Origin of the sequence: Flavobacterium sp. JAS, assembly GCF_020991455.1 — a bacterium.
Taxonomy (GTDB): Bacteria; Bacteroidota; Bacteroidia; order Flavobacteriales; family Flavobacteriaceae; genus Flavobacterium.
This window is the reverse complement of record NZ_JAJMOX010000005.1, coordinates 254,372-275,318: the sequence shown is the minus strand read 5'-3', so window position 1 is coordinate 275,318 and position 20,947 is coordinate 254,372. Positions and strand designations below refer to the sequence as shown.

The following is a 20,947-nucleotide window of genomic DNA, read 5'->3' as shown; positions in this document are numbered from 1 at the left end:
TTTAGACCATAACAATCTTGTGTTTGATGGCATAAAGCACTAAACCTATTCGGGTTTTGATTTCTAATTTATCGAACAGACATTCGCGGTAACCATCAATTGTCTTGGGACTTAAACACATTTCCGAGGCAATTTCTTTGTATGTTTTTTCGGTGCAGGCGTGTTTTATGAAAATGATTTCTTTGTCTTTCAAATTGACTTTTGTCGAATCATTGTTGGCTTTTTTGACCAGCATTCCGGATACTAATTCAGTAAAGTAAAAACCTTTTTCTATAACCGATACAATACCATCCTTAAATATTTCCGGCGAAGTATCTTTTAGTAAATACCCTTTTGCACCGTTGGTTAGCATTTTTATAATAACCTCTTCGTCATCATTTACAGATAGTGCAATAACTTTAAGATCAGGTCTGTTTTCTTTGATCCATTTCATGGTACTTACGCCATCCAAAACAGGCATATTAACATCTAATAAAATTAAATCAACTTCAAGATCGACATTTTCTTCTAAGTACGAAATAAATACTTTTCCATTTTCAAAGCGATTTATTACTTCAAAATCTTTAAAACTATGAATCAAAAGCTCAAGCGATTGCGAAAAAAGCAAGTGATCATCTACAATAATAATTTTGTTCTTAGGTTTCATCGTTTTTGGTTAAGGGATATTCTAAAGTTACAGCTGTTCCTGATGCGTCTGATTTCATAATTAGATTTGCTCCAATTAATTTGGCTCTTAATCTCATGTTGTTCAGTCCTATTCCGGAATTTGCTATGAGCGGATCATAACCAATTCCAAAATCTTTAATATCTAAGCAAAACAAATCAGCAGTTGTGGTAATATTTACTTCAAACAAATCACTGCGTGAATGTTTTAGGCTATTATGTAATGCTTCTTGAAAAATTCGGTAAATAAACAAATCATGTTCCTCATTAATCTCAGGTATTTCTCCAGAGAGGGTATATTTGTACTGAATTTTTTTTAGCTTTTTTACTCGCTCTAAATCTTGTTTTATGGCTTCGATAAAATTGCTTTGCAGTAAATTGTCTTTATTTATAATTCGGGATAAAATTCTGATTTCGTCCAGCGATTTGGCTAAAATTCCTTTTAGATCACGTAATTCATTTTCCTGAACAACTTTTCCGCTATTGATATACATGTTGAGTTGCATAATACCAACAGATACTATCTGGCCAATATTGTCATGAAGCTCTTTGCTAATTTCAGAAAGAGTCTGATCCTTTATTTCTATTCTGGTTTTTATTAACTCAGATTGAAAATAAAGTTCAGATTCCATTTTATCAACGAGATAGTGGTTTTTTTTCTTTAAAAAATAAAAGAATATAACAAGCAAAGTCACGAGTAAAGTTAAGAAAACTATACCTAATGAAATGACTAATAATTGTATTTCTTTTCGCTCCATATAAAACCAACTATATAGCAACTATGTGCCAGTACATTTAAGATGAACAATACCAAACTAAATATTGATTCATCTTGCTTGATTAGAAACCAGTTTATGGCAAGCATGAAAGGCAAAAAAGGCACGTGAAATACCAGAATACCTAAGATGTACCAGAAAAAAACTGATTTCTTGAACTTTAATATTTTGTCTGAATTAAAAATTTCTACCAAATATAGGCAAGATAATATCATAACTAACAAAACTCCAATGGCAAAACTATAAATAAATGAATGATTGACATCTTCTTTGAAGTATAATATATTTAGAAAAAACGAAACTATAAACAATATTAAAAAGAGTGTACCACAAAGTCTGTTACCGTATTTTAATAAAAGGCTTCTGATGAGTAATATATAGGCCGAAAAACTAACGAACATATAAAAATTATACACATAATAGTTTAATAAGCCTGTCCATTGTGTAAAGTAATATCCAACTATTTCTGTTAGTACAGAAAACCAAATTAAAATAACTAAAGATTTAGCTTTGCTACCAGGCAGTTTGTTCAGTGAGAACAAACCGATAATACCTGATAATAAAGCTAAATAGATAATATATGATCTTAAAAATTCAAACATAATTTTTTTTAGTATATTAAGCTAGGCGGCCTTCCAATATTGCCATAATTCATTGGAGAAATACCTTCGATGTCGCTTGAAGCTTGTTCTTGCATCATTGCAAAGCCTTGAACTTTTGCAGTAGAAGTTTCTGTTTTTTTACCGGTTGGTACTAAAAATAAAGTAGTTAATCCGGCTTTTTCACCGTGTTTTTCATCTTCAGGATAAACTCCAAAATAAAAACGAATACCATCTGCAGTATAGCCATTTTCTGCAGCTTGGGTTTTTATATAATGAATGTAGTTTTCCAGTTCTTCTAAAGAGTACCAAATAGCATTTGCATCTTCTTTTGTTTTTGCCGATTTAGCTGTTAAGCTTGCTTTCTTTTTATTATAGTTCAAATTCAGCTCTTGGGCGAATTCCTTACTAATTAACTGACTCGGTTTTGCAGGTGGATTTTTCATGTTTTTGTTTTTTTATTGGTTGGTTAAAAATTTAGTTTACGAATATCTTAAAAATTTTGAAATATTCAGGACAAAATTATTTGAATCCTTTCATAAGCACAAGGGTATAATTCCCCTTTTTTGCGAGGTAAATTTATTTTAAAAAATGGGCTAATCTACTGTTTTTTAGTTGTTTGTAAAAAATCAATTTTACATCGTTCAATTTATGCTCTTTTTAAAGCAGCGAAAACTAGAACTACCATTAATAAAATAATAACTAAAATTTTTAAATTATGTCACAACCAACACCTTACGGCTATCCTCATGCGGGAGCCGGAACAGTAGAAATTCTTTTAGAAAAAGAAGATGGAGCAGATTTTGCAGTCCTTTTTTCGCCAGATCCTAATAATATGTTATTAAGAGATGCCGGATTACCAATGCAGTTTTACTATTATCCAAGAAATCCAAGACTTGCAAAACACCCTGATGGAAGATTTAAATTTTCGATGCAGGTTTTTAAAGGAGAAGGAGATTCTTCGACCGTGATTGGTGCCGAAGGTCTTGAGGAAGAAGCGGGTGCTTACACCACTTTTACAAGTACAATTGATTTGCCTGAAGACTTACTGAAAAAAGCAATTGATAAGTTAAAAGCAAAGCTTCACACGAGTTTTAATAATCAAAGACAGTCACAACTTTTTGGATTATTCTCTTATTTAAAAGGAGTTGATAGAGATTTTAACGAAACCAATGTAAGACCAATTCAGTTAACTGAGAATATGATTTCGATGCATGTTGTTGGAGAAAAATCACCAAATAACCCTTTTGGCGGCGCAAATCCGTGGACTTTTAATGTTCAGGGCGAAGGTGCCGGATCTACTTTTGGACTAGGCGATAATGTACTTTCAGTTTTAATGGGGCGCAATAGTGCGTCATTGGTGAAAAGTGCATTAGAAGCCGGAACTAACAATTTGGCTGTCGAAAACAAAATCAAGTACAAAGGTTATATGCCAACTACAACAATTAAAACAACAGTTGATGTAAAAAAAGTACACACTTATTTTTCGGCTAAAGCAAATGTAAGCTGGTCTTTTGTGGATGTAAACTGGGAGAGCGAATATGAAAAAATCCTGACTCAGGGAGGAATTGTCAGCGAAATTATTACTGATAACCAATTCTCTAATGAGGAAAGAAAAAAAGTAGAAGAAGCTCTTTTGACCAAACAGCGTGAATTTGCTTTTCAAATGGTACAAAAGCAAATTTTTGATGCTCCTGAAAAACAATTTACACCGGCAGCAACGCCAGAAAAACCAGGGGGATTTTTTAGAATTCTTTTTGGAGGAGGTAGTGTAGGCGTGAGCCTGAAATCAGGAACTCAGATCAGACAAGTTCAATTTACGGACGAAATTAAATTTTCTGCAATTGAAGTTATGGATTCTAAAATCAGTGGAAATCTAACTCCATTGACTCTAAAATCAGGTGCTGCAGCAAAAGAAGATTTAAAAAAGTACATTTCAACAGTTCCTTTGGATGAAGATTTTTCAAAAGTTCAGGTAATTACTTCTTTAAACGGAGGTTTGATTAAACTGGATAAAGACAATGATATCGTAAATGATAGTCCTGTAAGTCAGGTTTCTATAGAAGTTGGATATCCGGATTCTACAGGTAAGTTAATATGGAAAAGTTCCGGAAGAATGATTGCTCCTGAAGGAACTCCGTATGTAAAAAATATGAGTAGAACCGGTAAAGAAATTGATGCAATTTTTCCGGCAACCTGGAGTGATAAATCAAGAGAGAAAAATGCTTTCGTTTTTGATTTTGTAAAACACAACGGCTCAACAAAAGTCAAAGTACGTCAGGAAGTAATGTACGAAAAAGACAAACGTATTAAAGTAAAAGATTCTACAAGAGAGTTTGACTTTGAAGGAACCAAGATATTTGTGCCGCTTCCGGTTATGAACATGGTTAATTACAACTTATCTACAGAGCAGCTTTTTGAATGTGATACGCTTGAAGTTACTTTGAAAGTAGATAAAATGTCATCTAAAAAATTCAAGTTTACAGCTGACAACTTTGAAGATGCAATTCCGTACAGAGCATGGTATGAACTAGATTATGCGATTAAACCAACAGAATACAAAGTGAAATATACTTGTAGTGGAAAAATTGGTAAAAAAGCTAAAAAAGTTTCTATTTCAACTGATTATCAAAAAATTGATTACACAGAAGGTGACGTTTTATTTGAAATTCCTACCGGAACTGCAGCTCAAAATGCTGATATCGAAAAAATTAGAGCTCCATTCCTGGAATAGTTTTTTTGATACAATAAACAAAGGGACATTTTTTGTCCCTTTTGTTTTCTAAATGATTATTAATCATAAAAACGAAACACCATGCCAGATTTAAATACCTTTAAGCTCGAAGGAACAAAACTAGTCCCTTTAAACAGATTCAATCTTGAGCCTGCAAAACCCAGCACTTCATTTACTGCTGCAACACTAAAAAAAGATAATGATTTTAGGGTAATAGAACATCCTATAATTCATTCGATAGATATAAAACCAATTCCTATAATAATAGGTTTTCCAATATTCGAAAGTTATTTTCCTCTTATCGAAGGCGACAATGCTATTACAGAGAATGATTCTTTCAAAGATTATTTTAAAAATGAGATTACATTATTCTTTCCTCAAATTGAGGTAGAACCAAATAATGGTTGTATTTTTTATTTTGAAGATATACTTGATAAATTAGCAAAGAAAAGTGGTTTAATGGGAAAAGTAACGCTTAAGTATAGCGTTAAAAGCAAACCATTGCAAGCCAACGAAAAGAGTATTTTGCTGAATTTAAGAGAAGCCATTTTAAATTTAAAAGTAAATCATGACGTTGTGAAAATCAACGGAGTCATAAATACAGTAACGCAGGAAATTCAGTTTGATTTAATTGATGAAGCTGTAAAAATTGCATTTATAAACCTGATTTCTAACATACCGGCTATGAAATGTGACATTGATTTATTCTTTGATTTTAAAGGATATTCAAAATTGAAACGTAATTTTTTGTTTGCCAAAGATTTTTCTGTTTTAAGAAGTCAGGACCTTATAAAGAAAGATTTAGCTACTCCAAAGGCAACACTGCAACCCAGAGCGACGCTTATAAGTAGCCCACTAATGGTCAAGTCCGCATCAGTAAATCCGGTTGCACCAAAAGTAATGATTTCAGAAATTCAGCGGGACAATAGTATAAGAGCAGATGTTCAGGAAGAGTACGTTAAGAGTACCTTTCTTTTAAAAGTCAATAAAACTTTAAGTTTTCCGCTTTCTGCTAATGTTGCAACAAGTTTATATCAAGATGTAAACGGCCCGTTTATAACCAATCCTTTCAATTTAAATGAAGATTTTTCGCAGTTCAAGCAAATATTTGTTTCGGGATATAATTTCAGTAAACTATCCATTTATAAATCTATGGTACAGCCCAATACATTTTTGCTGATCTCAAAGATTTATAGTCTTTCTAAGGATTTAAATACGATGAAACCATGTGTTACGACTATTTTTCATGCTTATGAAGAAGGAACAAGTACTTCTGAAGAAATTTCTACCATTAGCTTTAAATTTGCCATTGGTCCAAATCTCTCTGATTTTGATCTGGCCAAATTAAAAATTGCATTGCTGAATGATAATTTTGTTGATGGCGATAAAACGGATTATTTTGATAAAGTTCAGTTTCTGTTTCCAAATGATATCGCGACTGAATATGAAGTTTCCGGAAACTATTTTTTGCAGAAATCGGGTATCACCACAGATGGCAAACATTTTTTGTTTGATCTGTCAACCGAAAATTTATCTGAGGCAAGTATCATGATTAACGCCTTAAACAATACAATTACCCAATATGCAAACATCAATTTTAAGCATAAAGAAATAAAAGACACCAGTGTTATTGAGCTGAATATTGAAAATACTATTGGCGAAATTCTGGAAGCTTCGATTGATAATACCGCAAAAAAAGTACAAATCAGCAATCAATCTATTTCAAATTGTAAACTCAGCTCTATTTTATTGGTTTATAATCAAAATATAACTTATCTTAACAGTACTTTTTTCAAGAACTATCCGGAGCTTATTAGTAATGATATTAAACTCCTTGATTTTACGACGATTAATCCAACTGCTACAGATACCTTGAAGAATGTATTTTTTGATTATGAAAATATCGAAAACATTAGTTCAGAATTTAATCAGGTTGTTTCGCAATCAACGAGTTACAACAGATATATTCAGGTAGAAATAAAAAGCCAAGCCGCGGCCACAAGTAAAATAACGATCGAATTGACAGTTCAGGAAACGGGAAGTAAATTTACTATCGAACGTTTAAAATCTGAATTTTCAACACCAATTCTGTTCAATTTTATCATCAAGAACAGTCTTAATAGTAATACTTTGATTTCATATAAAGTCAATTATTTTGACAAAAATGACAATCTGGTAAGTTCCAGAAATGATGTTTTTAACTTCCTGGCATCATCAAAAATAACTATAAATAAAAAGTCATGAGAACGATAAAATTAGGTGTAAAATCAAGCGAAGTATATTATTTGAACGAACTTCTCTTAAAATTGAAATACAGCGTTATAGTATCAGATTCTTTTACCGTTGCGACAGATAGAGCAGTTAGAGATTTTCAATTAAAAAACAGCTTGGTTGTAGACGGAATTGTTGGATTAAAAACATGGTCTACTTTGATTGAAAAAGGCAAAAACGGAATTTCGATAAATAATAAACTACTTTCAGAACAAGATCTGATTGATTTTGCAAATGAACATAATCTCGAATTAGCAGTGATTAAAGCGGTTAATGAAGTTGAAAGCGGAGGGAAGGGTTTTCTTGTAGACGGGCGTCCAAAAATTCTGTTTGAAGGTCATGTTTTCTGGAGACAACTCGAAGGTAAAGGTATAAATCCGGGTACGTATGCAAATGCCAATGCTAAAGATATTTTGTATGAAAACCAGACTAAAAAGTATTATGTGGGAGGAGCAGCAGAATACACACGTTTAGAAAAAGCAATTAATCTAAATCAGGATAAGAGATTTAGCGACGCTGCAAAATGTTCGGCTTCATGGGGTTTGTATCAAATTATGGGGTATAATGCACTTACGATAGGATATGATACCATAGATGAATTTGTTGAAAAAATGTATCTCAACGAAGGTGAACATCTTAAAGCTTTCGGATTGTATTTGAAAACTAATAAACTGATTGGCTACTTGAGAGATAAAAAATGGGCCGATTTTGCTTCGAGATATAACGGAAAAGGATATAGAACCAATAAATACGATGAGAAATTAATGAAAGCGTATTTAAAGTTTAGAGCTTAAAAAGTTTGTTTCAGGTTTTCTTTGTTTCAGGTTTCTTTACTTTGAGCATAATTTTACCGCAAAGATTCGCAAAGATTTACGCAAAGTTTCGCAAAGCTTTGTGTTTTTTTCGCGTAAATCTTTGCGAATCTTTGCGGTTAACTAACACATTCCAACAAACTTGAAACCTGAAACAAAGAAAACTTGAAACAAAAAAACCGACAAGTTTTTACAACTGTCGGGTTTGAATTTATAAGGAATTATGTTTTTATCTTAAAACAGCTCCAATTTCAGTCTCAAAAGTTTGTTGCAATTTCGACATGATTTTATCAATTTGAGCATCTGTAAGCGTTTTAGTATTATCCTGAATGGTAAAACTCAAAGCATACGATTTTTTGCCTTCCGGAAGTTTATTACCTTCATAAACATCAAATAGATTAATGTCTTTTAAAAGCGTTTTCTCTGTTTGTTTAGCTAAATTGTAGATACGCTCATAAGTTGTATTATGATCGATTAATAAGGCTAAATCTCTACGAACTTCAGGGTATTTAGGTATTTCGGTATATTTAATTTTTCCTGTAATGATTTTCAGAACTAAATCCCAGTTGAAATCAGCATAATAAACATCTTGTTTGATTCCGAAATGTTTTAATATTGATTTTTTAACCACACCCATTTCAACCAAAGTATCATTGTTGTAGCAAATCGCTGTTCCTTCAGAGAAAATATCAGTTTGTACCGGAGCATTTGTAATTTTCTCAATTCCTAAACGAGTAAGAATCGCTTTTACATATCCTTTCAATAAAAAGAAATCAGTTGGTTTTTGATCGTTTGTCCAGCTTTCTTTGTTTCTGTTACCAGAAATCAACAAAGTCAGGTGTTTATGCTCTTCGTAACCGTTAAGATATTTATGATATGATTTTCCAAATTCGAACAATTTCAAATCAGAATTTCTTCTGTTGATATTATATGAAATTGCCTCTAAACCAGAAAACAATAAAGATTGACGCATTGTTGCCAAATCACTGCTTAAAGGATTCAACATCGTAACATTGTGCTCTTCTTTTAAAACAGTCGATAATTTCGCGTAAGCAGCAGTTGTCAACGAGTTCGCCATCATTTCATGAAAACCTTGCGAATTCAATTGTCCTGCAATTACGTTCTGAACTTTGTAATCTTCCGTTCTTGGAGAATTAGCAACCGTTGCATTGAATTTTTTAGAGAATTCGATGTTGTTATAACCATAAACTCTCAAAATTTCTTCGATTACATCAATTTCACGCTGCACATCAACACGATAAGCCGGAATAGTTAAACCTAAACCAGAATCAGAAACACTGTTTACTTTAATGTCCAAAGAAACTAGTATTTTCTTGATGGTATCTTTTGGAATTTCCTGTCCGATAATTTTTGAAACGTGGCTGAAATTCAATAAAACAGAGAAATCTTCTACTTTTTTAGGATAAACTTCCACAACATCAGAAGTTAGTTTTCCACCTGCAACTTCCTGAATCAAAAGAGCTGCACGTTTTAGCGCATATTCAGTAATTGTTGGGTCAATTCCTCTTTCAAATCTAAAAGAAGCATCAGTGTTTAATTGGTGTCTTTTAGCTGTTTTACGAATACTAACCGCATCAAAATAAGCACTTTCTAAGAATATAGAAGTAGTTCCTTCAGTTACACCAGATTTTTTTCCTCCAAAAACACCCGCAATACAAAGCGGTCCTTTTTCGTCACAAATCATCAAATCCTCTTTATGCAATGTTCTTTCAACATCGTCTAAAGTGGTGAATTTTGTACCTTCCGGAAGTGTTTTTACGATAATTTTTCCGTTGATTTTTGCAGCATCAAACGCATGCAAAGGTTGTCCTAATTCATGCAAAACATAATTAGTAACGTCAACAATATTATTTTTTGGAGTTAATCCAATAGCTTTTAAACGATCTTGTAACCAACTTGGAGATTCATGAACAGAAATTCCTGAAATCGTTACACCACAATATCTAGGTGCCAATAAAGGCTCCTCAACATTTACATCAATTTTTAAAGTACGCATTTCGACTCTAAAATTACTTACAGATGGTGTAATTAATTCTACATTTACGCCACGTTGTAACATTCCCGCTCTTAAATCACGAGCAGTACCAAAATGGCTCATGGCATCAGCACGGTTAGGCGTTAATCCAATTTCGAAAACTTCATCATTAGCAATCTGAAATACCTCAGAAGCAGCTGTTCCCGGTACTAGTTTTTCATCAAGAACCATGATTCCGTCGTGGCTTGTACCAAGACCTAATTCATCTTCGGCACAAATCATTCCGTGGCTTTCCATTCCGCGAATTTTTCCTTTTTTAATGGTAAATTCACCACCGTCTTTATCATATAAAACAGTTCCGATAGTAGCAACAGGCACTTTTTGTCCGGCTGCAACATTAGCTGCACCACAAACAATTTGTATAGGAGCTTCTAAGCCAATATTTACAGTTGTGACTCTTAATCTGTCAGCATCAGGATGTTTTTCGCAAGTAAGTACGTGTCCTACAACAACTCCTTCTAATCCGCCTTTAATCGATTGGTACTTTTCTACAACTTCGACTTCCAGACCTAAATCTGTAAGTAATTCTGAAGTTTGCTCTGATGTCCAGTCAGTTTTAATGAATTGTTTTAACCAGTTGTAAGATATTTTCATGTTAACTTTATTATTCTTGTATGAGGATACAAATATAAGGATTGCGTGTTGTAGTAAGAAACAATTTATTTGGTTTTTTCGAGCTGTTTTTTAATCTGCCTAAAAAACTTGATTGTGAGTGTTTTATATTTTATTGTTGCTTTTTTTACTGATTAGGTTTTAAAAGAGGGTTATAAAAACGAATATGTAATTTTTGTGCTATTAGATGAATGAATAATGCTATTTTGAACCAAATTATGAAGGTAAATTTGAAAAGAATCAAGAAAATATTGTCAGGAGTATGATTGCAGAAAGACTTGAATTTAAATTATAATATGATAATTACATCAATTGAAAATGTGCGACTCATAGAATAGACATTGGTTACTATAGCAAGCTAATTTTGCTTAAATGGCTTTATAAAATGAGATTTTTTTAAGAAGAAATTTTTTAGACGAATTCTGACAGTTACGACTTTTAAAACGACTGAAGAAGCTATTGAATTGCGAATGATAAGATGTACGGTTTGGGGGCCGGAATCAGAACATGTAATGCACATGAAATTTATCGGGTATCATGAGCTTCTCAGTCAGGTCGTGTCTGGTTAATAAATATAAATATTATACAACCGAAGTATCTTTTTGGGGGGTATAAGCAATCAGGAATTGGTAACGAAAACCATAAAATGATGTTAGAAAAATATCGTAGGACTAAAAATATGCTTATTTGCTAAGGTAAAAAGAAATTATACTTTTTATAATTGGTTAGTGTTTTGGACAAAAAAGGTAAGTTTTTTAACTTACCTTTTTTTTATGAGTTTACAGAAAGGATAAAATGAGTGAAAAACCATTGTACCTTAGTAGCTCAGAACCTTTGTGCCTTTTTTCAATTGATATGTAATAACTGATATTGCTTAGGAGTTATTCCCTCATGTTTTTTGAACAATCTGATAAAGTAATTGGCATCTTCAAAACCAGATAAATAGCAGACTTCATTAATTTGTATTCCAGGATTTCTAAGTAGTTTTTTGGCGTATTTTATTTTTTCGTTCAAGATATATTCAATCGGACTCATTCCTAATTCTCTTTTAAAAAAACGATAGAAAGAAGCTGTACTCATGCAGGCTCTATCACTTAGACTTTTTAGGTTTATGTCGCCCTTCAGATTGAGTTTTATATATTCTGTCACTTCAAATATTGGATTGTTTGGGTGAATTCGAATTCCTTCATTAACAGATTTTATGGTTTGCGTCTGAATAATTCTGATTAATAATTCTTGTAAAGTCAAGTCTGCCAATGCGTCTTTGATTATCGAAGTACTCATGCACTCCTTGATAAGTTTGTTGATCGTTGTAGCAAGATCAACATTGTTATAAAAGAAATAATTTTGGTGACATAATTGCCAGAATACATCGTTTCCTTCTTTAGGATATCGCTCGTTTAGGAAATTTAAAGTATCTGTTATTTTGGCTTTATCAATTGCCAATGCCAGACATTGCGTTGGATTTTCTCTGGATGCTTCAGGAAAATCAATTTTCATTTCGATGTTTGATGGGATAACAACAGTTTCACCAGGTAAATAATCAAATCCGGGTTCATCAAAAAGATGCATTATTTTTTTACCTCTTAGCATACTGGTCACTACAAAATCGTTAAATTTTAGCGGAACTAACTTGGAAGATTCGTAAGTCTCAAAAATATTTAATTCGCAATGATTCAGGGTATAAACACTTCTGTTTTCTACAAGTGTCTTTAATGATTTTTCATTAGATAAGTGAGGAGGATGTATTAAAACGCGTTGATTAGTCATTAGAATTAAATTTTTTAGTGGCGATTCTAAATTTAATAAAAATAATGATAATAAACTTACATTTAACGTTTTGTTAAATTAGTTCTTCGACGTGCTTTTTGATGTTCTCTGAGATTTTTTTCGTTGGCAAATCATTCTCATCATTCCCAAACGGATCTTCAATTTCTTCGGCAATAAGCTCTAAACTCGCCAATACATAAAAAATAAAAACAACCACAGGAGCTACTAAATATCCTAAACTAACAGAATAACCAAATGGTAATGTCATGGTATAAAAGAAAATGAATTTTTTTATAAAAGCACTGTAAGAGTAGGGAATAGGTGTGTTTTTTATTCGTTCGCAAGCGCCACAAATATCTGTAAAAGCTTGTAGTTCTTCATTTAAAATAATAAGCTGATCTCCAGTAATTTTTTTAGCATCATACAAATCATTGATTTTATGAAACATCATTCGTTTTACCTGATTTGGCTTGTGTTTATGATGGTCAATTTCTAAATCTACATCTTCAAAAAGCTGTTTACTGGTGTCATCGTCATGAAGATGTTTGTGCAGAACTGAAGCATAAGCGGGAATGAATTTTCTGAAGAATTTTCGATCATTTTCATCTTTTAGCATTGCAGAAAGTTTAATCGCCAGATTGCGGCTATTGTTTACAAGACCGCCCCATAATTTGCGCCCTTCCCACCAGCGATCATAAGCGGTATTGGTTCTAAAAACAAGCAATAACGAAATTACAAAACCTAACATTCCGTGCATTATTGGAATATTATGGATATAATCATTTTTGCCAACTTTGAAATAGGAAACTTCAAGATAACCAACAAGTGACGAATAAATTCCGATAGCAATCATTATCGGAAACAATTTTCTAACCGTGTCTGATTTATGAAAATGGAAAATAAAAGTAAACCAATCTTTGGTATTATATGAGATCATTTATATTTGTTTTGAAACAAATTTAATTTAAAAATTAATATTTCCAGCTAATTCTTTCAAAGCAATTTCAGATAGTTTAGCCTCGTATTGCGCGTTACTGTAACGTACTTTTGCATTGACATAATTTAACTGAGCCGTTCTGAAATCAAGCGTTGTAATGGTTCCAATTCTGAATTTATCTAAAGTAATGTCCAGATTTTGTTTTGCAATTGCCTCATTATCTTCTTCTAAATCAATTAATTCAAGATTGGTTAAATACGTTTGAAAAGCAGTACTCAATTGCGTATTCAGGATCATGTTTTGTTGATCGATCGCAATTTGAGAATTCTCGATTTCAAGTTTTGCTACTTTTTCATTTCGATGTTGGTTAAAACCGTCAAAAATATTTAGAGTTGCATTAAAACCATAATTAAAACCTTTTGAAGACGCTGAACTTGTAAAACCTAAACTAGACTGGCTTTCTACAAAATTGTATCCCGAAGTTAGGTTTACAACAGGATAACGATCTGCTTTAATTTGTTTAAGCTGTAACTCAGCAATTCGTTTGTTGATGATTTGAGATTCTAAACCCGGGTTTTGTTTCTGCGCCAATTCCATTAAATCTGCCAAAACTAATTTATCATCAACAGTTACCAAATCAGTTACGGTGAAATTTATTTTAGCATCACGGGCTAAATATTGATTCAATAAAATTTTAGCATTTGCATAGGATTCTTTTTGTCTTAGAAAAGCAACCTGATCAGAATTTAAATCAACCTGAGCATTTAAAACCTCTAATTTTGAAGCTTTTCCGATACTGAAACGATTTTGCGCTAGAGTTAATCTTTGCTTAGAAATTACAATTGTGGTGTCTAAAGCTGATAATTGATGCTGTTGCTGTACTAAGTCATAATAAGCCGAATTTACCTGACCAATTTTTACAAGAATGGTTCTTTTTAATTCAGAATCACCTAGTTTTTGCAACTCTTTTAATTGGTCTAATTTGGCAAACATTTTCATACCGTCAAAAACCGTCCAACCTAAACTTACGCCATAATTCAAATTGTTGTTTTTGGCATTGTTTAATTGTGTAGAAGTTCCGTCCTGACGCGTTTGAGAAGAGTTTGTAACGCTGTTATTATCTGTAATAGAAGCAGTAGCGGTTGGCAGCATTCCAGCATTTCCAACGGTTACATTGGTCTCACTTATCTTTGAATTATTCTTAGCAATTTTAATTTCAAAATTATTCTCCAAAGCTATTTTCATAGCATCTTCAATAGTCAAGACTTCTTGTGCATTCGTTTTTATGATGCAAAACAAAAATAATAGTAGCGTATTGAATAAAATTTTAGTATTCATATTAGTTTTCTTTTGCCGCGAATTCACGAATTAATTTAATAAAAATTCGTGAATTCGTAGCTAATAAATATTTATTTACTTTCTCTTTCGTATTCGTCAATATGATCAAATTCCGGATAATGTTTACGGGCTTTAGACCACATAAAATAAATAGCCGGAATTACAAATAGGGTCAACGCCAATGAGAAAATAGTTCCTCCAACGATCACAACTCCCATTCCAATTCTACTTGTAGACGCTGCTCCAAGTGACATTGCGATTGGTAAAGCTCCCAGAGCAATTGCTAAACTCGTCATTAAAATAGGACGTAAACGCGCTTCTGATGCTTCTAGAATTGCTTCTAATTTTGGTTTTCCCTGCTCTCGTAACTGATTCGCAAATTCGACGATCAAAATACCATTTTTGGTAACCAGACCAATAAGCATTACAGTACCAATCTGACTGAAAATATTCCAGGTTTGATTGAATAACCATAACGAAAATAAAGCTCCAGCAACTGCCATTGGTACTGTTAAGATGATAATGAAAGGATCTATGAAACTTTCAAATTGTGCTGCAAGAATCAAGAAAATTAATAATAACGCCAATCCGAATGCGAAAGAAGTATTAGAGCTGCTTTCGACAAAATCTCTCGATTCTCCACTTAAATCGGTAGTAAAAGTTTCGTCTAAGACTTTAGCTTTAATCCTGTCCATTTCTTCGATACCGTCGCTAATACTTTTGCCTGGCGCTAAACCTGCTGCAACAGTTGCCGACATATAACGGTTATTGTGGTACAATTGTGGCGGATTACTTTGTTCTTCGACTTTTACAACGTTATCCATCTGGATTAATTCTCCTTTTCTGTTTTTTACGAACATCGAAGTTAAATCCAAAGGTTTAGATCTGTCTTTTTGATCAAATTGCCCGATAACCTGATATTGTTTTCCGTTTTTAATGAAATAACCAAAACGTTGTCCGCTCAGCGAAAGCTGCAAAGTCTGAGCAATATCAATGATCGAGATTCCTAAACTTTCGGCTTTTTCACGGTCGATACTTACGTTGATTTCCGGTTTGTTGAATTTTAAATTAACATCAGTAATCGAGAAAACATCGCTTTTGCCAACCTCATCCATAAATACAGGAATCTTTTCTCTTAATTTCTCAAAATTTGGAGCCTGAATAATATATTGAATAGGTAAACCACCACGTCTGTTTACTGCAATTGTTGGCTGCTGAATAACAGATGTTTTAGCATCGGGATATCTTTTGGTCATTTTAGTTAACTGATCGGCGATATCTTTTTGAGATCTTTTTCTTTCGTCAGGTTCTTTTAACGAAAGTCTGATAAAACCGGTATTGGTTGCTGAGGCCCCAAAGCCAGGCGCAGTAATCACTAAACTTACTTTTTTCTCAGGAATTGAATCGTCTACCAATTTTGAGATTTCCTGCATAAAGCGGTCTGTATATTCGTATGATGAACCTTCTGGAGTTGTCATACGCATGGTTACAGAACTACGATCATCATAAGGAGCAGTTTCTTTTGGAAGAATGGTAAAGAACAAATAAATCAATCCAAAACAGGCTATTAAGATAGGGAAACTAATCCATTTTTTCTTCATAAAACGGCCTAAAGCATCAGCATAACCGCTATTTAATTTTTCGAAAAATGGTTCAGTTCTAACATAGAATTTTGATTTTTTCTGTTCGCCGCCTTTCATCAAATAAGCATTTAACATTGGTGTTAAAGTCAGGGATACAAAGGCCGAAATTAATACCGCAGCACCAATTACAACTCCAAATTCCCTAAAGAGTCGGCCAACGAATCCTTCTAAGAAAATTACCGGTAAAAATACTGCCGCAAGTGTAACAGAAATCGAAATTACGGCATAGAAAATTTCATTAGATCCTTTTATTGCTGCTTCAATTGGCGACATTCCTTCTTCGACTTTTTTGAAGATATTTTCGGTCACAACGATTCCGTCATCAACCACCAGACCAGTTGCTAAAACAATAGCCAATAAGGTTAAAACGTTGATCGAAAATCCGAAAAGCCACATGATAAAAAAGGTCGCAATTAACGAAACCGGAATATCAATCAAAGGTCTGAACGCAATTGCCCAGTCTCTAAAAAACAGGTAAATAATGATAATTACCAGAATAATAGAAATTCCTAAAGTCTCTGCAACTTCAAGTACAGATTTCTTTACGAAAATAGTATTATCAAGCGCAATATTCAGTTTAATATCTTTTGGAAGATCTTTCTTTAAAGCTTCGTACTTTTTATAGAATTCTGCCGAAATGTCTAAGTAATTTGCTCCAGGCATCGGTACAATAGCTAAACCAATCATTGGCAATCCGGATTGACTTAGTTTTGTTTCAATATTTTCAGGGCCTAATTCAGCACCGCCAACATCGCTTAAACGAACAATTTTATCACCATCAGTACGAATAATAATATTGTTGAATTCAGAAGGTTTGGAAAGGTTTCCAACTGTTTTTACGGTAAGTTCTGTATTGTTTCCGGTTAGTTTTCCAGATGGTAATTCGACATTTTGAGCATTAAGTGCATCGCGAACATCAGACACCGTACAGCCGTAGGCCGTTAGTTTTACTGGATCAATCCACAAACGCATGGCGTAACGTTTTTGACCCCAAATTTGAACACCACTCACGCCTGGAATAGTTTCTAATCGCTGCGAAATAACATTTTCTGCATAATCACTCAATTCAAGCGCGCTTCGGCTATCACTTTGTACGGTCATCGAGATAATAGCATCACTATCAGCATCTGCTTTTGATACAACAGGCGGAGCATCTATGTCTTGTGGTAAACTTCTAATAGCTTGCGATACCTTGTCACGAACATCATTTGCAGCTTCTTCAAGGTCTTTGTCTAAGTTAAATTCGATCGTAATATTACTGCTTCCCTGATTACTTGAGGAAGTTATATTTCTAATTCCGTCAATTGCATTTACTGCTTTTTCAAGAGGTTCCGTAATTTGTGATTCAATAATATCAGCATTTGCTCCCGTGTAGTTTGTTCTAATTGAAACCTGTGCCGGATCAATCGAAGGGAATTCTCGAACACCCAAAAAGGTATAACCAATGAAACCGAATAAAATAATCAAAAGATTCAATACAATGGTTAAAACGGGTCTTCTTATACTAGTAGTTGATAAACTCATGTGAGATTGTAGATTTTGGATTTTTAAAGTAAAGATTTTAGATTATAGAAGCAAGAGAATGGATTTCCAGACTCATAATTCATAACTAAAAATTCATAACTCAAAACTATTTTTTTACTATAACTTTTATAGGGGCGTCATTTTTTAATGACATAACACCGCTAGTAATTAGTGTGTCTCCGGCTTTTAATCCTGACAAAATCAAAATAGAAGCATCTGTTCTTGTAGTTGCATCAACCTTAACTTCTTTGGCTTTGCCCATATTGGCGATATAAACTTTTTTACCATCTTGTATTGGCACAATTGCTTCTGATGGCACAACAATTGCATCTTTAATAATGTTCAATGGTAGTTTTACATCTGCAAAAGTTCCAGGGAAAAGTTTTCCGTCTATATTATCTGCTATGGCACGAACTTGTAAAGTACGTGTTGCTACTGCAACTTCCGGTTCTATAGCATAAATTTTTGCAGAATAAACCTGATCTGATCCTGAAACAGAAAAATCAATTGTAGCGTCTGATTTTACTTGTGAAGCATATTTTTCGGGAATAGAAAATGTGATTTTCAATTTTCCTGTATTGACTAATTTTGCGACTAAAATTGTTGGTGTAATGTAAGTTCCTGGTGAGATAGAACGCAAACCAATTTTTCCTGAAAAAGGAGCTTTTACAGAAGTTTTAGCAATTTGAGCTCTAATTAACTGAGTTTGGGCTTTCATCGAAGCATAATCAGCATTTGCAACGTCAAATTCTTCCTGACTAATCGCTTCTTTTTGAAGTAATAATTTAGCTCTTCTTTCATTTTCTCCCGCTAAACCTTCTTTGGTTACAGCTTGCCTCAATTGTGCTTTTAATTCAATATCATTTACTTTAAAAAGCACCTGACCTTTATTTACAAAACTTCCTTCTGTAAAGTAAATACCTTCAACAATTCCTGAAACTTCACTTCGGATTTCAATTTGTTCATTTGCTTCGATAGATCCGGATAAAGATAGATTATTATCAAATGTAGAAGTGTTTACTACAATTCCGGTTACAGTTGTAGGAGCATCTTTATCGCCAAATTTTTTAGATTCGTCGTTTTTACTTTTGTTTGATACTACTCGATAGGCAATAAATCCTCCCAGAACTATGATTAGAAGGGCGTAGATTAGGTTTTTTACTTTCATAAAATAAAGGTGAATGTGTTTTTTGGGTCTGTTTTTAGTAAGCTTACAAATTTAACTTTTTGAAGCGAAAACGAAAGCGCTTAGCTTTTATTTAACACTTGTATGTACAAGTTTTTTACTTCTTACTTCAGTTAGACTGTTTTGCTTAACAATGGTTTAATGTGGATGTAAAAAAAAGTTTTTTACGACTCATTTTTTACTCTGCAAAATAAAAGAAAAAGTAGTAAATATTTCGTTTTAAGCTTAGTTTTATAGGTTATTACTTATTTTTTGCGTAAAAGTACTTATTTAAAAACTCAGAAAAATCCTTCATTTATGTTTTTTAATGTATTTTGTCTGATTTATTTTGCACTTTATCGATTTTATTTGTAACATTGATAAGGTTAAACAAAATATTATTTTGTGTAATAAGAGGCTTATGTTTTTAATTAATAAAATGTTAAAATATGAGAATTGGCGCAGTTTTATAACAAAAAAATAAGTTTATCAAGTAATTTGTATTAACAAGTGTTTATCTTTTTTTTATTCCCTCACCAAGAAAATAATCAATTTATGAAGAAAAAAATACTTTTATTCCTATGGTTTTCATTATTACTTGTAGCAATTTCTGTTTTGTTTTGGCAAAATGAATTTAAATATAGTTTGCCAACGCCAATTCCTAAAGGCTACCATGAGATAGCTATGGGAAGTAGAATTGATTTAAAATGCTGTCTTGCCGACCATAGACCGGTTTTTATTCATTTTTTTAATCCTGAATGCCCGTGTTCCCGTTTTAATGTTCCTCACGTAAGCGGATTAATTAAGAAATACGGCGACAGGATAAACTTTAAGATTGTGGTTCTTAACAAAGAGAAGAATTTTACGATCGAAGAAATTCAGAATAAATTTGATGCCAAGATTCCTGTATATTTTGATGAAGGAATGGCAAAAAGCTGCGGTGTTTTTTCAACTCCTCAAGCGGTTCTTTTAGACGATTCTCAAAATTTATACTACCGCGGAAATTACAATAAAACCAGGTATTGTACCAACGCCGACAGTAATTACGCCCAGCAGGCAATCGAGTCTCTGCTGAAACAAAATCATACCCCTTCATTTGATGCTTTAGCTCTAAGAGCTTACGGATGTTCGTTACCAAAATGCACTAAATAAATCTATCCCTTAACCTAATTTTTTTTAATTTATGAAAACAAAAGCCAGTTTGAATGAGCAAGATTATCTGCACAGTTTTATGTCGACAATGACGCAAAAATCAGATACAATTATTAACTATGTTCTTGGTGCTTATTTCCTTTTCGGAATCGCCTTAGCCTTTAAATTTGATACTTTTGAAATAGGAGTAGGCGTTGGTACTTTGAATTTACTGTTGTATTATTCGGCAAAATTTTTTGTAAAAAACTCTACTTTTTATCAATATGTATTGTCAGTCGTTTTGGCAATATTTATGGCACAGTACATTTATCAAATGCACGGATTGTTCGAGATGCATTTTACGGTTTTCATTGCAAGCACAATCTTAATTATTTACCAAAACTGGAAACTGCAAATTCCGCTTACACTATTAGTGGTATTGCATCATGGAGCTTTAGCTTATATGCAAAATTTTGTTTTTAGCGATCCAAAGGGATTACAATTGTATTTTTCGCAGGTTAATTTCGATCTCGAAACATTTATTATACACGTTATATTGGCAGCAGTTGTGTTTTTTATGAATGGATATTGGGCATACTATTTTAAAGAACACAGCCAGAATCATATTTCTAAAATTTCTGATGAATATGAATTAGAGAATATCAAATTAGCATCTGCAAAATACAATTCATTAACAGCTACCAAAGATTATAATGACTTTATTCATAGAACAACTCTTGATTTAAAATTGCCTGTAAATTCAGTTTTAAAACTTATTGATGTTTCAAAAGGACATACAGACAATGATAAATTGCTTAGTTACTTAGAAATGATGAGAGAAAGCGCTAAAAAGATCGACGATTTAGTGAACGATATCCATGTTAAGTCAACAAACAGCAGAGGATAAAAATTAATA

15 protein-coding genes and 1 pseudogene are annotated in these 20,947 nt (G+C 32.9%); 6 read left to right on the top strand and 10 right to left on the bottom strand.

The features are described 5' to 3' along the window. Position 1: 1 nt before the first annotated feature. The 4 genes from LPB88_RS09150 to LPB88_RS09135 form a co-directional block, all read right to left on the bottom strand. A complete protein-coding gene (locus tag LPB88_RS09150; protein ID WP_230714790.1) occupies positions 2–646 on the bottom strand; it encodes a response regulator transcription factor in 645 nt (214 codons plus the stop codon). Further along, on the bottom strand, positions 636–1,295 hold the full coding sequence (locus LPB88_RS09145) for a sensor histidine kinase (RefSeq protein WP_230714789.1): 660 nt from the start codon (positions 1,293–1,295) through the stop codon (positions 636–638). The genes LPB88_RS09150 and LPB88_RS09145 overlap by 11 nt, the downstream gene beginning before the upstream one ends. A gap of 98 nt (positions 1,296–1,393) precedes the next feature. Further along, positions 1,394–2,041 carry a hypothetical protein gene (locus LPB88_RS09140; RefSeq protein WP_230714787.1) on the bottom strand — a complete coding sequence of 216 codons (648 nt, stop codon included), beginning with the start codon at positions 2,039–2,041 and terminating at the stop codon, positions 1,394–1,396. 8 nt (positions 2,042–2,049) lie between these two features. Continuing rightward, the gene (locus LPB88_RS09135; protein ID WP_230714785.1) at positions 2,050–2,484 is read right to left on the bottom strand and encodes a hypothetical protein; all 435 of its coding nucleotides are present in this window, start codon (positions 2,482–2,484) and stop codon (positions 2,050–2,052) included. 272 nt (positions 2,485–2,756) lie between these two features. Between LPB88_RS09135 and LPB88_RS09130 the strand changes: the two genes are divergently transcribed. From LPB88_RS09130 to LPB88_RS09120, 3 genes are all read left to right on the top strand, one after another. Then, positions 2,757–4,772, top strand: a complete 2,016-nt coding sequence (locus LPB88_RS09130; protein ID WP_230714784.1) for a hypothetical protein — start codon at positions 2,757–2,759, stop codon at positions 4,770–4,772. An 81-nt stretch (positions 4,773–4,853) separates the two neighbouring features. Then, positions 4,854–7,016, top strand: a complete 2,163-nt coding sequence (locus tag LPB88_RS09125; RefSeq protein ID WP_230714782.1) for a hypothetical protein — start codon at positions 4,854–4,856, stop codon at positions 7,014–7,016. After that, positions 7,013–7,837 (top strand): N-acetylmuramidase family protein, encoded by an 825-nt coding sequence (locus LPB88_RS09120; RefSeq protein WP_230714780.1) that lies wholly within the window; start codon positions 7,013–7,015, stop codon positions 7,835–7,837. Before LPB88_RS09125 ends, LPB88_RS09120 begins: the two co-directional genes overlap by 4 nt. Before the next feature lie 247 nt (positions 7,838–8,084). On the opposite strand, the gene pheT is transcribed toward LPB88_RS09120, so the two are convergent. Beyond that, positions 8,085–10,505, bottom strand: coding sequence for a phenylalanine--tRNA ligase subunit beta (gene pheT / locus LPB88_RS09115; protein WP_230714779.1), 2,421 nt, complete (start codon positions 10,503–10,505; stop codon positions 8,085–8,087). 577 nt (positions 10,506–11,082) lie between these two features. On the opposite strand from pheT, the pseudogene LPB88_RS23845 reads away from it, so the two are divergent. Beyond that, positions 11,083–11,217 (top strand): annotated as a pseudogene (locus tag LPB88_RS23845) (aldehyde dehydrogenase family protein); the annotation flags it as partial. Between the two features lie 152 nt (positions 11,218–11,369). Here the strand turns inward: LPB88_RS23845 and LPB88_RS09105 are convergent. The 5 genes from LPB88_RS09105 to LPB88_RS09085 all read right to left on the bottom strand — a co-directional run bounded on the left by LPB88_RS09105 (position 11,370) and on the right by LPB88_RS09085 (position 18,903). Next, complete coding sequence (locus LPB88_RS09105) at positions 11,370–12,293, bottom strand: helix-turn-helix domain-containing protein (protein WP_230714777.1); 924 nt, start codon at positions 12,291–12,293, stop codon at positions 11,370–11,372. Between the two features lie 73 nt (positions 12,294–12,366). After that, on the bottom strand, positions 12,367–13,230 hold the full coding sequence (locus tag LPB88_RS09100) for a bestrophin family protein (RefSeq protein ID WP_230714775.1): 864 nt from the start codon (positions 13,228–13,230) through the stop codon (positions 12,367–12,369). A 27-nt stretch (positions 13,231–13,257) separates the two neighbouring features. Continuing rightward, a complete protein-coding gene (locus tag LPB88_RS09095; RefSeq protein WP_230714773.1) occupies positions 13,258–14,568 on the bottom strand; it encodes a TolC family protein in 1,311 nt (436 codons plus the stop codon). Positions 14,569–14,639: 71 nt separating this feature from the next. Continuing rightward, positions 14,640–17,735, bottom strand: a complete 3,096-nt coding sequence (locus LPB88_RS09090) for an efflux RND transporter permease subunit (RefSeq protein ID WP_230714771.1) — start codon at positions 17,733–17,735, stop codon at positions 14,640–14,642. 106 nt (positions 17,736–17,841) lie between these two features. Then, positions 17,842–18,903: an efflux RND transporter periplasmic adaptor subunit gene (locus LPB88_RS09085; RefSeq protein WP_230714769.1), complete on the bottom strand. Its 1,062-nt coding sequence runs from the start codon at positions 18,901–18,903 to the stop codon at positions 17,842–17,844. 552 nt (positions 18,904–19,455) lie between these two features. On the opposite strand from LPB88_RS09085, the gene LPB88_RS09080 reads away from it, so the two are divergent. Both LPB88_RS09080 and LPB88_RS09075 read left to right on the top strand, forming a co-directional pair. Next, positions 19,456–20,052 carry an AhpC/TSA family protein gene (locus LPB88_RS09080; RefSeq protein WP_230714768.1) on the top strand — a complete coding sequence of 199 codons (597 nt, stop codon included), beginning with the start codon at positions 19,456–19,458 and terminating at the stop codon, positions 20,050–20,052. A 31-nt stretch (positions 20,053–20,083) separates the two neighbouring features. Continuing rightward, entirely contained in the window at positions 20,084–20,938 is an 855-nt protein-coding gene (locus tag LPB88_RS09075) for a hypothetical protein (protein ID WP_230714767.1), read from the top strand. The last annotated feature ends 9 nt before the right edge of the window (positions 20,939–20,947 follow it).

Excerpts from the sequence above, each read along its gene's own strand:
- LPB88_RS09090 (WP_230714771.1), bottom strand. The coding sequence starts at position 17,735 with ATGAGTTTATCAACTACTAGTATAAGAAGACCCGTTTTAACCATTGTA.
- LPB88_RS09100 (WP_230714775.1), bottom strand. The coding sequence starts at position 13,230 with ATGATCTCATATAATACCAAAGATTGGTTTACTTTTATTTTCCATTTT.
- LPB88_RS09150 (WP_230714790.1), bottom strand. The coding sequence starts at position 646 with ATGAAACCTAAGAACAAAATTATTATTGTAGATGATCACTTGCTTTTT.
- LPB88_RS09145 (WP_230714789.1), bottom strand. The coding sequence starts at position 1,295 with ATGGAATCTGAACTTTATTTTCAATCTGAGTTAATAAAAACCAGAATA.
- LPB88_RS09120 (WP_230714780.1), top strand. The coding sequence starts at position 7,013 with ATGAGAACGATAAAATTAGGTGTAAAATCAAGCGAAGTATATTATTTG.
- LPB88_RS09075 (WP_230714767.1), top strand. The coding sequence starts at position 20,084 with ATGAAAACAAAAGCCAGTTTGAATGAGCAAGATTATCTGCACAGTTTT.
- LPB88_RS09140 (WP_230714787.1), bottom strand. The coding sequence starts at position 2,041 with ATGTTTGAATTTTTAAGATCATATATTATCTATTTAGCTTTATTATCA.
- LPB88_RS09080 (WP_230714768.1), top strand. The coding sequence starts at position 19,456 with ATGAAGAAAAAAATACTTTTATTCCTATGGTTTTCATTATTACTTGTA.
- LPB88_RS09085 (WP_230714769.1), bottom strand. The coding sequence starts at position 18,903 with ATGAAAGTAAAAAACCTAATCTACGCCCTTCTAATCATAGTTCTGGGA.
- LPB88_RS09125 (WP_230714782.1), top strand. The coding sequence starts at position 4,854 with ATGCCAGATTTAAATACCTTTAAGCTCGAAGGAACAAAACTAGTCCCT.
- LPB88_RS09105 (WP_230714777.1), bottom strand. The coding sequence starts at position 12,293 with ATGACTAATCAACGCGTTTTAATACATCCTCCTCACTTATCTAATGAA.
- pheT (WP_230714779.1), bottom strand. The coding sequence starts at position 10,505 with ATGAAAATATCTTACAACTGGTTAAAACAATTCATTAAAACTGACTGG.
- LPB88_RS09095 (WP_230714773.1), bottom strand. The coding sequence starts at position 14,568 with ATGAATACTAAAATTTTATTCAATACGCTACTATTATTTTTGTTTTGC.
- LPB88_RS09130 (WP_230714784.1), top strand. The coding sequence starts at position 2,757 with ATGTCACAACCAACACCTTACGGCTATCCTCATGCGGGAGCCGGAACA.
- LPB88_RS09135 (WP_230714785.1), bottom strand. The coding sequence starts at position 2,484 with ATGAAAAATCCACCTGCAAAACCGAGTCAGTTAATTAGTAAGGAATTC.